This window comes from Thermosipho sp. 1070, from assembly GCF_001682135.1.
GTDB lineage: Bacteria > Thermotogota > Thermotogae > Thermotogales > Fervidobacteriaceae > Thermosipho > Thermosipho affectus.
The window spans coordinates 760,454-772,113 of record NZ_CP007121.1 but is presented as its reverse complement, the minus strand read 5'-3'; the positions used below and the strand labels follow the sequence as shown (position 1 = coordinate 772,113).

Below are 11,660 nucleotides of genomic sequence, written 5' to 3'. Positions count from 1 at the left end.
GATTGACCTGGTAGCTCAGCCGGTAGAGCACCTGACTTTTAATCAGGGGGCCGCGGGTTCGAATCCCGCCCGGGTCACCAGAGGGGCGAGAGTGGCGGAATTGGCAGACGCGCTGGACTTAGAATCCAGTGGGCTCGGCCCGTGTGGGTTCAAGTCCCACCTCTCGCACCAAAAAAAGTGTGCGGGTGTAGCTCAGTGGTAGAGCGCCTGCTTGCCAAGCAGGAGGTCGCGGGTTCAAATCCCGTCGCCCGCTCCAAAAAATGAAACGATAAGGTAAGAGGCTCCGTTTGGGGCTTTATTTTTTTGTTTTTTATCAAAAAATTAAATATCTATTATTTTTTTGCATAAAAAGAAAAACACCCCTTTATTGGTTTTATTTTGCCAATTCGGGGGTGTTTTTTTATGTTTGACGTAAAAGTTTTCTATTGTAATGTCGTAGGATCTACCTTTATACCAGGTCCCATTGTTGTTGAAAGTACTACTTTTTTTATAAATGTACCTTTTACAGCAGCGGGCTTTAAGTTTAACACTTGTTCGTATGCAGATTTTATGTTTTCCGTTAATTTTGCATTATCAAATGATGCTTTTCCTACTGGTATGTGTAGGTTTCCAGTTTTATCTGTTCTAATTTCCATTCTACCCTTTTTAAACTCCTTTACAGCGGAAGCTACATCATTTGTTACAGTCCCTGCTTTTGGATTTGGCATTAATCCTCTTGGACCAAGGATTTTACCCAATTTTCCTATTACCCTCATCATATCTGGAGTAGCTATTGCAACATCGAAATCTAAAAATCCTTCCTTTTGGATCTTTTCTACCAAATCTTCTGCACCGACATAGTCTGCACCGGCTTCTTTTGCTTCTTCTGCCTTGTCACCTTTAGCAAATACAAGTACTTTTACTTCTTTTCCTGTACCATGTGGTAGGGAAATGGTGCTTCTAATTTGTTGATCTGACTTTCTGTAGTCTATGTTTGTTTTAATGTGAAGTTCTACTGTTTCATCGAATTTTGCTGTAGCAACCTTTTTAGCAAGCTCTACTGCTTCATTTAAATCGTACTCTTTTGACCTATCAACTAACTTTTTGATTTCATTATACCTCTTGGAGTGCTTCGGCATTTTGCCTCCTCCTTCCTAAATATTTATTAGTCTACTACCTCAATTCCCATACTTTTTGCTGTTCCTTCAATTATTTTCATAGCCGCTTCAATGTCATTTGCGTTTAAATCTTCCTTCTTAATTTCGGCTATTTCTCTAATTTGATCCCTTGTAACCTTTCCGACAATCTTTCTCTTTGGTTCTTGGGATCCAGAATTTAACTTTGCCGCTTTCTTAAGTAAGAAAGAAGCTGGTGGTGTTTTTGTTATAAATGTAAATGATCTGTCTTCGTATACTGTAATAATAACCGGAATAATCATTCCTGCTTTGTCAGCTGTGGCTGCATTGAACTTTTTACAAAATTCCATCAAGTTAACACCACGCTGACCAAGTGCAGGTCCTACTGGGGGTGCCGGAGTAGCTTTTCCAGCTTCAAGTTGCAACCTGACTTGCGCAACTACTTTTTTTGCCATAATACAACCTCCTTTTTGTGGTTATAGGGTAAACCCTCCCACTGACTTAAACAACTTTTTCTACTTCGCTAGTATGAACAGTTACAGGGGTCTCTCTTCCAAATATGGTAACTGTAACTTTTAATTCATTGTGTTCTGGGTTAATTTCCTTTACAGTTCCTACAAAACCTTCAAATGGACCTGAGATAATTTTAACGGAATCACCAATTTCAAAATCAAATTCGATTTTTACTTCTTTTGCCTTTTCTTCTTTCGGTGTTTCTTCTATACCGGCGATTCTTAGTAATATTTGAGCTTCTTTATCACTTAAAGGAAGAGGTCTTCCACCAGAAGAAACAAAATCAATTATTCCAGGGACCGTTCTAACAAAATCCCAAAATTCATCGTTCATAATCATCTCTACAAAGATATAACCTGGAAACAATTTTTTAACCTTTACTTTTTGAACTCTAATTTCCTTTTTCGTTGGATAATCTGTTATCTCAATTCTTCCGGAGCTCTTTGCCATAATCTTTTTTGGTTCTGCTATTATTTGTCCTGCTTTTATATGAACCCCTTTTTTTACAACATCGGAATTAAAAGTGTCTATGGGAACAACATAAATATCTACTTCACTTACGGAATTTCTAACAACGATTCTTTTCATATTTTCGGTTTGAATAATTTTTCCATCGATTTCACATATTATTTCCCCATCAGAAGAAAGGGGCATTCCTTGTCTCACCATACCACCGACTTTTAATCCAGTAATAGGTTTATTCTTTTGAGGAATGACATATGTTTTAGTGAATTTTTTGTCTAAAGTTTCAATAACTATCTTTTTTGCATTTCTTACATCAGATACAATTCCATCTCTTCTTGCTCTAACAGAAGGTTCTTCCGCAAGTACATCTCCTTTTTTTACAAGATCACCATTTGATACAAAAATTTTCGCATTTAAAGATATAATATGCCTTTCGACTGATTTAGCCGAGGCATCGATAACTACTTCTTCTGGTAAAAGCACACAAGAAACAACGTGCTCAAGTCCTTGAGCCTTTACCTTTGCTTCCAAATTTTCTTTGGCAGATGTTTCGTATCCTGCCAAGGTTTGTAAAATATACCATCTTTTTTTCATTTATACCACCTCAAAATTTAGAAAAGCTTAAAGAGGGCGCTTAATGCACCTGAGAATATCAAATCAAGTGCAAAGAAATAGACACCGGTTACCAAAAGAATAATTAGAACAACGCCTGTTGCTCCCCATAACTCTTTTTTATTTGGCCAATGTGTCTTTTTTATTTCTGCTTTAACTTCTCTAAAAAATTTTCTAAGTTTTTCCATGCTATCTCCCCCATAAAAAAATTGGCAGGGGCGGCAGGACTTGAACCCGCAACACCCGATTTTGGAGACCGGTGCTCTGCCAGTTGAGCTACGCCCCTGCGTGTGGATTAAGCTTTTGTCTCGATATGTTGGGTGTGTTTGTTACATTTTGGGCAATATTTTCTAAGAGAGAGTTTTTCTTTTCTGTTTTTTTCGCGAGTCGTGTAATAATTTTTATTTCCACATTCTTTACATTTCAAAGCAACTTGTATTCTCATTTTTCCTTTCCCTCCTACTAAAAAAATCTGGTGGTGAGGGAAGGATTCGAACCTTCGAAGGCATTCTGCCAGCGGATTTACAGTCCGCCCCCTTTGGCCACTCGGGCACCTCACCACCCATATTTGGAGCCAGCGGAGGGACTTGAACCCTCAACCTATTGATTACAAATCAATCGCTCTACCGGTTGAGCTACGCTGGCTCGCCGCGAGTAATATTATATCTTATTTCAAAGAACTTGTCAATACTTTACGTATGGTAGGAGTGCCATATGTCTTGCCCTTTTAATTGCCGTTTTAACCATTCTTTGGTGTTTTGCACAATTTCCAGTAAGTCTTCTTGGAACTATCTTTTCCTTTTCAGTTAGAAATTCCCTTAAAAGTTTTGTATCTTTGTAATCAACGTATTCAACTTTTGCCTGACAAAGCTTACATACTTTTACTCTCTTTTTCCTTCTATATTTCATACGTATTACCTCCTTTTTTCAAAGATCAAAACGGTGGTTCGTCATTATCGTTTTCATCGAATAATTCATCGTATTCTACTACACTTTCATCTGTGCTTTCGTTGATAACGTCACTTTTCTTTTCCATAAAAACAACCTGATCAGCCCAAATTTCAGGTGTACTTCTATTTTGTCCATCACTTGTTTGCCATCTATTTATCCTTAATTTCCCTTCGACAAGTACTAATCTTCCTTTTGTTAAATAATTTTGTGCAAACTCTGCTAATTTATTAAACGTAACGATTCTTATAAAGTCTACATCATCGTTTCTTATTCCTCTATTTACCGCAAGCGTGAAATTAACAACCAAGGTACCATTTGTCGTTTGTCTTGCTTCAGGATCCCTAGTTAGCCGCCCAACAAGGACGACCTTGTTATAATTCACTCTTCCACCTTCTCAGGATTCTCAGACACCTCTACTTTCTTTGATTGCTTACGCTCTTTTTTTTCAAGGTCTATTCTTCTGAATGTTTGCCATCTTAAAAATTCAGGTCTTACCTTGAAATAAGATTCAAGACTCGTAAGTTCTAATCCCTCTCCTCTGAAATAAACCACGGTATAATCTGCTTCGTTATACTTTTTAAGTGGATATGCTGTTTTCCTTATACCCCATCTGTCTACGTTGTCAACTTGCGCGCCGAGTTTTTCTTTTAAAAACTCTACAACACCGTTTGCAATATTTTCGCGTTCTTCTTCTGCAATATCTGGTTTTACAATAAACATTGTTTCGTAAATCCTCATTTTTACACCTCCTCCCTCGGACTATTAAGGTCCCGCAAATTCCTTGCGGAACGGGACTTCAGAAATAAAGGGAGCTTAAGCTCCCTTTCTGGTGGGCTCGGGAGGAATCGAACCCCCGACCATCCGGTTATGAGCCGGACGCTCTGCCAACTGAGCTACGAGCCCACTTCCTTTTGGAGGCGACGGTGGGATTTGAACCCACGAATAGGGATTTTGCAGACCCCCGCCTTAGACCGCTTGGCCACGTCGCCTCGCAAGTCACATTTTAACATAATATGTTCTTGATGTCAATAACTTTTTTTAACTAATTAGTTTAAATTTTGTGATATAATTTTTTGGGTGATGTGTGGTGAAAGAAAATAAAAATTTTGATTTAGTAGTGTTTCTTTTCATGGTAATTTTAATGATTTTTGGTCTTTTAAACCTGTATAGTGTTTCAAAGACACTTTTTTTAAAACAGCTTATTTGGGATTTTTTAGCTGCATTTGGCGCTATATCTGTATATTTTTTAAAAGAGAATTTTTTACGTAAAATGATATTTTTGCTTTATTTTTTATCAACTATTTTACTTTTAGCTGTGTTATTTTTTGGAACAAGAATATATGGTTCAATTAGATGGTTTAGAATTTTTGGAGTTTCTTTTCAACCATCTGAACTTTCAAAACTTACTTTGATACTTTTATTAAGTTATATCTTTTTAAAAAGAGATGTAAAAAGTATATTTATTTCTATTGTAGCTACATTAATTCCCGTTTTTCTTATCTTAAAGGAACCTGATTTGGGAATGACGATTTTGCACTTGTTTATTTGGTTTATATTGTTGTATTTTTCAGGAGTATCTTTAAAGATAATATTACCACTTATAGGAACGGGTTTTACTATGATACCTATTGTATACTTTTTTTTCTTGAAAGATTATCAGAGAAACAGGATTTTATCATTTTTAAATCCTGAAAAATACGCAAAAGGTGCGGCATACAACGTTATAATGTCAAGGAGTGCGATAGGGTCTGGTGGATTATTTGGAAATGGATATCTAATTTCACCAGCTGTTAAAGGATATTATGTGCCAAAAATGGAAACGGATTTTATATTTTCCGCAATAGGAGAGCAGTTTGGTTTTTTGGGAAGTATAATATTATTAAGTGTGTATATTTTAATAGTCTTAAGGGTTTTTTCAAAAATGAAATACTATAAAGATGATTATTGGAAATTAGTTTCTGTTGGGATTCTCGCTGTTTTTGTTTTTCACGTATTTGAAAATATCGGTATGAACATAGGTATAATGCCAGTTACAGGTATCCCTTTACCTTTTATCAGTTATGGTGGGACATCTACGTTTATTTTTGGATTAATGGTGGGTTTTTTGCTAAAGGCACTGGCGCTTGTAGATAAAAGCAGGAAGGTGGTTTGATGAGGAGAAAAAAAGAATCAATTTGGCCTTTTTTGATTGTGCTATCTATTGTTTTGATTTTTGTAATAACTGTGTTTTTTGCATTTGGTAATTTTTTTAGATACAGGAAAATATTAAATGACTATAATGCGCTGAAAAATTACGTAAACAAAAAACTTGAAAGTTATGAAGTAAAGATAAAGGATTTGGAGTCAAAATTAGGCCCCAATTCCATAGTTGATAAATACATTCTTTCGGTTAATTACTTAAGAAATTTTGGCGCAGACCTAGAGCAAGTTTTAAACAATATTTACGATGAACCGGGAACAGGTTACTTTATGGTCTTTGTGGTTGGTCAGGAATCTAGTTGGTTTACCGTTAAAAGAGGCAAAAAGACGTATTTTTCAAGAGAACTTTTACCAGGTCTTTCAAAATACAAATTTTATTATTTTAAAGAACCTAGAATAAAGACAGATTACGATATTGTAGTAACACCCGATGTGGATATAGTTGTGGGAAAAGCGGGAAAGGTATACCTTTTATTCTATGGAGTAGGATCTTCTTACCATCCTACAAAAGTGGTGCACATTACCGATATGACTGTTAGTAATTTAAAAAAGACGTATAATCTATACGTTCCAGGTAGATAAGGGAGGATGAAAAGGTGTATTTGCAGGATATAATAAGGAGATTAGATGAATTTTGGGCTAATCAAGGTTGTTTTATAGACCTTCCGTACGATATGGAAATGGGTGCAGGTACGTTTCACCCTTCAACTTTTTTTGGAGTTTTGAGAAAAAGAGACTGGAAGGTGGCATTTGTTCAGCCAAGTAGAAGACCTACAGATGGAAGGTATGGGGAAAACCCTAACAGAATGCAAAGATTTTTGCAATACCAAGTTATATTAAAACCAAATCCCGAAGATTCACAGGAGATATATTTAAAATCTCTTGAAAGTATTGGAATAAATCCAAAAGATCATGATATCAGGTTTGTAGAAGACAATTGGGAATCTCCTACACTTGGAGCGTGGGGAATAGGTTGGGAAGTTTGGTTAGATGGTATGGAAATTACCCAATTTACCTATTTTCAACAAGTAGGTGGAATTTCTTTAAGAAAAATACCACTTGAGATAACGTATGGGATTGAGAGAATAGCTATGTATCTACAAGGTGTGAATAATGTCTATGATGTAATGTGGAATAAAGATGTAAAATACGGTGAACTATTTTTGGAAAATGAAAGACAATTTTCCGTGTACAATTTTGAAAAAGCAGATGTAGAGAAATTGTTCAAGTTATATGAAATATACAGAAAAGAATTTGAAGCTTTAATAGAAGATAATCTCTTTTTACCTGCTTATGAACAATTGATCAAGTGTTCGCATACATTTAATTTACTTGATGCTAGAAATGTAATTAGTGTTGCACAGAGGCAAAATTACATAAGGGATATTAGAAATATGGCGACATTGTGTGCAAAAAGATTTATAGAGTACGAGGAAGGTGAGGAGTAATGTATATATTTGAAATAGGTCTCGAGGAACTTCCTACAACAGAGGTAAATAACATTTTGATACAACTTTATCAAAAGGTTAAGGATTTTTTTGAAAGCGAAGGGTTAAATTACGAAGGTTTAACAGTTTTTTATGCTCCAAGAAGGTTTGGTTTTTTTGTCTTAAAAGTGGACGAAAAACAAAAGGATAAGATAATTGAAAGAAGAGGACCTTCAAAAAATATAGCTTTTGACGAAAACAACAATCCTACAAAGGCGTTAAATGGTTTTTTAAAATCAAATAATGCAAGTATTGAGGATATAAAGATTAAAGATAACTACGTATTTATATCAAAGAAAATTGAGGGAAAAAGCGCAAGAGAATTGTTAAAGGAAAAAATCCCTGGAATTATTTACAGCCTTAGTTTTAAAAAGCCGATGAGATGGGGGGACGGAAGATTTTCCTTTGTTAGAGTTCCGCATTGGGTTTTATCCGTTTACAATGGAGATGTTTTGGAATTTGAATTGTTTGGAATAAAAGCATCCAATAGAACGTATGGACATAGGTTTGTAGAAAATAACATTGTGGAAATAAAAGGAGTGGAAGATTATCTTGAAAAGTTAAGGGAATTAAAAGTAATAGCATTGCATACGGAACGAAAGGAGAAAGTTCTTGAAAGTTTGAAAAAATACAAGTCAAGCCTAGATGATGATTTAATAAATGAAGTAGTAACTTTAACGGAATATCCCATTTTACTTGAGGGAAGATTTTTGGAGAAATATCTTTCACTTCCTGAAGAGCTAATCACAACTACAATAAAGCATCATCAAAGATCGTTTACTGTATATGAGAATGACAAAATTACAAATAAGTTCCTTTCTTTTATTGATTCACCAAATGGTAAAATAGAGTTAATAAGAAAAGGGTATGAAAAGGTTGTCAATGCGAGATTAGAAGATGCAAGGTATTATTACCAAAAAGATTTAAAAAAACCCCTTGAGAAGTTTAATGAGAGTTTGAAAGATATAGTTTTTCAAAAATCACTTGGAACTCTAATGGATAAAGTTGAAAGAATTCAAAAAATTTCGGAGAAATTATCAGATGATTTAAAAATAGATTTTTCAGATAAAAAGAGGGTTTTAAGAACAGCTTATTTATGTAAAGCAGATATTGCATCTAATGTGGTATACGAATTTCCTGAATTGCAAGGTGTAATGGGAAGAATATATGCGCTAAAAGATGGAGAAGATTACAATGTGGCATTGGGAATAGAAGAACATTACAAAGATGTTCCAAAAAATGTTTCAGGCGCAATAGTTGCCATAGCGGATAGGTTAGATACAATTGTGGGAAATTTCATAGTGGGTAATATTCCCTCTGGATCAAAGGATCCTTTTGGATTGAGAAAAAAGGTGGATACGATATTTGATATTGCTGTACATTTTTCTTGGGATATAGATTTAGAAGAACTTATAAAATTTTCTTCTTCGTTATTTGAAAAAGAAATCCCGAAAGAATTATTTGAATTTTTTGAAACAAGATACGAATTATTTAACACATCCGCAAGGTATGATATTGCAAGAGCTGTAAAAAAATTCTGGAAAAGACCGCTTAGGGGAAGATTAATTGCTGATGCGTTAATGAACATTGTGGATAAAGAAGAATTTAAAACACTTCTTACGGGGTTTGAGAGAGTTCACAATATATCCAAAAAACACAATTCATTCGATTTTGATAGTACAAAGTTTCTCGATAAAGCGGAAAAAGATTTATTTAACAAATATATCGAAGTAAAGCCAAAAGTTTTAGAATCATTGGAAAAATTAGATTTCAAAGCGGCGCTTTCTTATTTAATAGAATTTAGAACATATATAGACAATTATTTTGATAACGTCTTTGTAATGACTAAACAGGATGATATACGTATGAACAGATTAGCATTTTTAAAAAATCTTGATAAACTGTTCTTAAAACTTGGTGATTTGAATTTAATTGAGAAAAAATGATATAATGAGTTGTGGGAGGTGAAATAATGAGAGATATGACAAAACAGTTTTTAGAAGCTGCTTTTGCAGGTGAATCCATGGCACATATGAAATACTTGATTTTTTCGGAAGAGGCGGAAAAGAAGGGGTTAATAAAGCTTTCGAAACTTTTTAAAGCTATTGCATATGCTGAGTATGTTCATGCCAAAAATCACTTTAAGGTATTAAAAAAACTCTCCGATGATATGAAAGAAAATGTACAAAGCTGTATTGATGGAGAGACTTTTGAAATCGAGGAGATGTATCCCGTATACAAAAATGCAGCGGAATTTCAAGAGGAAAAGGAAGCGGTAAGAAGCACAAATTATGCACTTGAAGCGGAAAAAATACACGCAGAGATGTACAAGAAAGCCAAAGAGTTAGTTGAAAAAGGAGAAGATTATCCTGCAGAAAAGATTTATATATGTCCAATCTGTGGATATACAGTAGAAGATGAAGCACCTGAAAAGTGTCCTGTATGTGGTGCTCCTAAAGATAAATTTGTGGAATTTTAAGAATAAGGGGGAATCCCCCTTATTATTTTGGAGGTGGTTAAATGTGGAAGAAAATAACCGTATGGATAGTTTTAATTGTTATTATCTTAATCTTTTTGGGAACAGGAGTATATCAAGTAGGGCCTTCTGAAGTTGCTTTGATAAAGACATTTGGTAAATATACACATTCAACGGGACCAGGTATGCATTATCATTTACCTTATCCAATACAGTCTCATGTTATTGTTGATGTAGAGACAATAAGAAAGGAAGAAATAGGGTTTAGAACTATTGAATTGCGCAGTGGTGTAAGTTATAGAACAATTCCCGAAGAATCTTTGATGTTGACAGGTGATGGAAATATTATTAGTGTAGAAGTTGCGGTGCAGTATAAGATAAAGGACCCGGTAAAGTTTGCATTTAACATAATTAATGGAAAGAATATAGTGCGGTTTACTACTGAATCTGTTTTAAGGGAAAGGGTCGCGGTAAGGAATATTGACGATGTTCTAACCGTTGAAAGGGATAAAATTGCCATAGAAACTGCAGAAGAAGTACAAAAAATTCTAGATGAATACGAATCGGGAATTTTGATTAACAAAGTGTATTTACAAGAAGTTGCTCCTCCCGATCAAGTAGTAGAGGCATTTGACGATGTTAACAATGCCAAACAGGATAAAGAAAGGTTTATAAACGAAGCAAATAGATATGCAAATGATATAGTACCTAAAGCAGAAGGTGAAGCAGAACAGATACTAAGAAAGGCCGAAGCCTATGCAAAGGAAAAAATATTAGAAGCAGAAGGTGAAACAAATAGGTTTTTAAGCGTTTTAAAAGAATACGAAATAGCACCAGATATTACAATGAAAAGATTGTTAATTGAAAAGTTAGAAGAGGTATTTTCAAATACGAAGAATGTATTTGTGTTAGATGACAGTGGAGCGTTGAAGTTGTTAGATGTCAACGAGTTGATTGGTGGTGGTACAAAATGAAAAAGTCAATTACGTTTATTTCAATATTAGTGATTGCTTTGATCTTTTTATCCCTCTCCATGTTTGTTGTAGATCAAACACAACAGGCAGTAGTGTTAAGGTTTGGACAGATTCTAAAGGTTTATCCAACACCTGGTGTTCATTTTAAAATGCCGTTTGTGGATAATGTGGTAAAGTTTGAAAAGAGGATATTGTTGTACGATATAGAGCCTGAAAAGATAATAACGCTGGATAAAAAAACGCTTATTGTAGATACGTATGCCTTGTGGAAAATAAATGATGCCAAAAAATTTATTGAAACCATGAAAACAATTTTTCTAGCAGAATCAAGGATAGATGATATAGTATATTCTCACATAAGAAATGTCTTTGCAAAGCACACTTTTGATGAGATTATTTCCGATAAGAGGGCAAATTTTTTGAAAGAAGTTACGTTGCTTTCAAGAGAAGATTTAAAGGATTTTGGAATAGAAGTTGTTGATGTTAGGGTGAAGCATGCGGATCTTCCGACTGAGAATGTTAGGTCGGTGTATGAAAGAATGAAAGCAGAAAGGTATAGTATAGCTGCGCAAATCAGAGCAGAGGGGCAAAAAGAGGCACAAAAGATACGTGCAGAAGCGGATAAAAAGGTTACCGTTATTTTAGCCCAAGCAAAGAGTCAAGCGGAAATTATTAAAGGTACAGGAGAAGCCAGTGCAACGAAAATATATGCGTTGGCGTTCAAGAAAAATCCGAAATTTTTTGATTTATGGAGAAGCTTAAGTGCATACGATGAAATTTTTAAAGATGGAACGATAATATTCGGAAAGAATTTGGAGATATTTAAGTACATTTTTGGTGTAAAATAATAGGGGAGGTTTCCCCTATT

Annotated in this window: 15 protein-coding genes and 8 tRNA genes; 10 read left to right on the top strand and 13 right to left on the bottom strand. The window is 34.8% G+C overall.

All coding sequences use genetic code 11. The features are described 5' to 3' along the window. The first annotated feature begins 4 nt into the window (after positions 1 to 4). From Y592_RS03820 to Y592_RS03810, 3 genes are all read left to right on the top strand, one after another. Positions 5 to 80 (top strand) — tRNA-Lys (locus tag Y592_RS03820). A gap of 5 nt (positions 81 to 85) precedes the next feature. Beyond that, positions 86 to 171: transfer RNA gene (locus Y592_RS03815), tRNA-Leu, on the top strand. A 10-nt stretch (positions 172 to 181) separates the two neighbouring features. Continuing rightward, positions 182 to 256, top strand: a tRNA-Gly gene (locus Y592_RS03810). Positions 257 to 422: 166 nt separating this feature from the next. Here the strand turns inward: Y592_RS03810 and rplA are convergent. The 13 genes from rplA to Y592_RS03745 all read right to left on the bottom strand — a co-directional run bounded on the left by rplA (position 423) and on the right by Y592_RS03745 (position 4,645). After that, the gene (gene rplA, locus Y592_RS03805) at positions 423 to 1,118 is read right to left on the bottom strand and encodes a 50S ribosomal protein L1 (RefSeq protein WP_075665704.1); all 696 of its coding nucleotides are present in this window, start codon (positions 1,116 to 1,118) and stop codon (positions 423 to 425) included. Positions 1,119 to 1,144: 26 nt separating this feature from the next. Next, positions 1,145 to 1,570: a 50S ribosomal protein L11 gene (rplK, locus tag Y592_RS03800; protein WP_075665703.1), complete on the bottom strand. Its 426-nt coding sequence runs from the start codon at positions 1,568 to 1,570 to the stop codon at positions 1,145 to 1,147. Between the two features lie 46 nt (positions 1,571 to 1,616). Continuing rightward, entirely contained in the window at positions 1,617 to 2,687 is a 1,071-nt protein-coding gene (gene nusG / locus Y592_RS03795; RefSeq protein ID WP_075665702.1) for a transcription termination/antitermination protein NusG, read from the bottom strand. A gap of 17 nt (positions 2,688 to 2,704) precedes the next feature. Further along, complete coding sequence (gene secE, locus Y592_RS03790; RefSeq protein WP_075665701.1) at positions 2,705 to 2,893, bottom strand: preprotein translocase subunit SecE; 189 nt, start codon at positions 2,891 to 2,893, stop codon at positions 2,705 to 2,707. Positions 2,894 to 2,915: 22 nt separating this feature from the next. Continuing rightward, a tRNA-Trp gene (locus tag Y592_RS03785) sits at positions 2,916 to 2,991 on the bottom strand. 9 nt (positions 2,992 to 3,000) lie between these two features. Beyond that, positions 3,001 to 3,150, bottom strand: coding sequence for a 50S ribosomal protein L33 (rpmG, locus tag Y592_RS03780; protein WP_075665700.1), 150 nt, complete (start codon positions 3,148 to 3,150; stop codon positions 3,001 to 3,003). Positions 3,151 to 3,178: 28 nt separating this feature from the next. Then, positions 3,179 to 3,265: transfer RNA gene (locus Y592_RS03775), tRNA-Tyr, on the bottom strand. Positions 3,266 to 3,274: 9 nt separating this feature from the next. Then, positions 3,275 to 3,350, bottom strand: a tRNA-Thr gene (locus tag Y592_RS03770). A 39-nt stretch (positions 3,351 to 3,389) separates the two neighbouring features. Next, on the bottom strand, positions 3,390 to 3,614 hold the full coding sequence (gene rpsR / locus Y592_RS03765; RefSeq protein ID WP_077198092.1) for a 30S ribosomal protein S18: 225 nt from the start codon (positions 3,612 to 3,614) through the stop codon (positions 3,390 to 3,392). 25 nt (positions 3,615 to 3,639) lie between these two features. Continuing rightward, a complete protein-coding gene (locus Y592_RS03760) occupies positions 3,640 to 4,038 on the bottom strand; it encodes a single-stranded DNA-binding protein (protein ID WP_077287294.1) in 399 nt (132 codons plus the stop codon). Next, the gene (gene rpsF / locus Y592_RS03755; protein ID WP_075665697.1) at positions 4,035 to 4,394 is read right to left on the bottom strand and encodes a 30S ribosomal protein S6; all 360 of its coding nucleotides are present in this window, start codon (positions 4,392 to 4,394) and stop codon (positions 4,035 to 4,037) included. Before rpsF ends, Y592_RS03760 begins: the two co-directional genes overlap by 4 nt. 89 nt (positions 4,395 to 4,483) lie before the next feature. After that, positions 4,484 to 4,559, bottom strand: a tRNA-Met gene (locus Y592_RS03750). 9 nt (positions 4,560 to 4,568) lie between these two features. After that, positions 4,569 to 4,645 (bottom strand) — tRNA-Cys (locus Y592_RS03745). Between the two features lie 98 nt (positions 4,646 to 4,743). On the opposite strand from Y592_RS03745, the gene Y592_RS03740 reads away from it, so the two are divergent. Genes Y592_RS03740 through hflC form a run of 7 tightly spaced genes read left to right on the top strand, consistent with a single transcriptional unit; the run spans position 4,744 to position 11,640 of the window. Next, complete coding sequence (locus Y592_RS03740) at positions 4,744 to 5,808, top strand: FtsW/RodA/SpoVE family cell cycle protein (protein WP_075665696.1); 1,065 nt, start codon at positions 4,744 to 4,746, stop codon at positions 5,806 to 5,808. Continuing rightward, positions 5,808 to 6,437 carry a hypothetical protein gene (locus tag Y592_RS03735; RefSeq protein WP_075665695.1) on the top strand — a complete coding sequence of 210 codons (630 nt, stop codon included), beginning with the start codon at positions 5,808 to 5,810 and terminating at the stop codon, positions 6,435 to 6,437. The genes Y592_RS03740 and Y592_RS03735 overlap by 1 nt, the downstream gene beginning before the upstream one ends. A 14-nt stretch (positions 6,438 to 6,451) precedes the next feature. Continuing rightward, positions 6,452 to 7,303 carry a glycine--tRNA ligase subunit alpha gene (locus Y592_RS03730; RefSeq protein WP_075665694.1) on the top strand — a complete coding sequence of 284 codons (852 nt, stop codon included), beginning with the start codon at positions 6,452 to 6,454 and terminating at the stop codon, positions 7,301 to 7,303. Then, positions 7,303 to 9,288 (top strand): glycine--tRNA ligase subunit beta, encoded by a 1,986-nt coding sequence (glyS, locus tag Y592_RS03725; protein ID WP_075665693.1) that lies wholly within the window; start codon positions 7,303 to 7,305, stop codon positions 9,286 to 9,288. Before Y592_RS03730 ends, glyS begins: the two co-directional genes overlap by 1 nt. A gap of 26 nt (positions 9,289 to 9,314) precedes the next feature. Beyond that, complete coding sequence (locus Y592_RS03720) at positions 9,315 to 9,821, top strand: rubrerythrin family protein (protein WP_075665692.1); 507 nt, start codon at positions 9,315 to 9,317, stop codon at positions 9,819 to 9,821. Between the two features lie 41 nt (positions 9,822 to 9,862). Beyond that, positions 9,863 to 10,792, top strand: a complete 930-nt coding sequence (gene hflK / locus Y592_RS03715; RefSeq protein ID WP_088368863.1) for an FtsH protease activity modulator HflK — start codon at positions 9,863 to 9,865, stop codon at positions 10,790 to 10,792. Beyond that, positions 10,789 to 11,640: a protease modulator HflC gene (gene hflC / locus Y592_RS03710; protein ID WP_075665690.1), complete on the top strand. Its 852-nt coding sequence runs from the start codon at positions 10,789 to 10,791 to the stop codon at positions 11,638 to 11,640. Before hflK ends, hflC begins: the two co-directional genes overlap by 4 nt. Positions 11,641 to 11,660 lie beyond the last annotated feature (20 nt).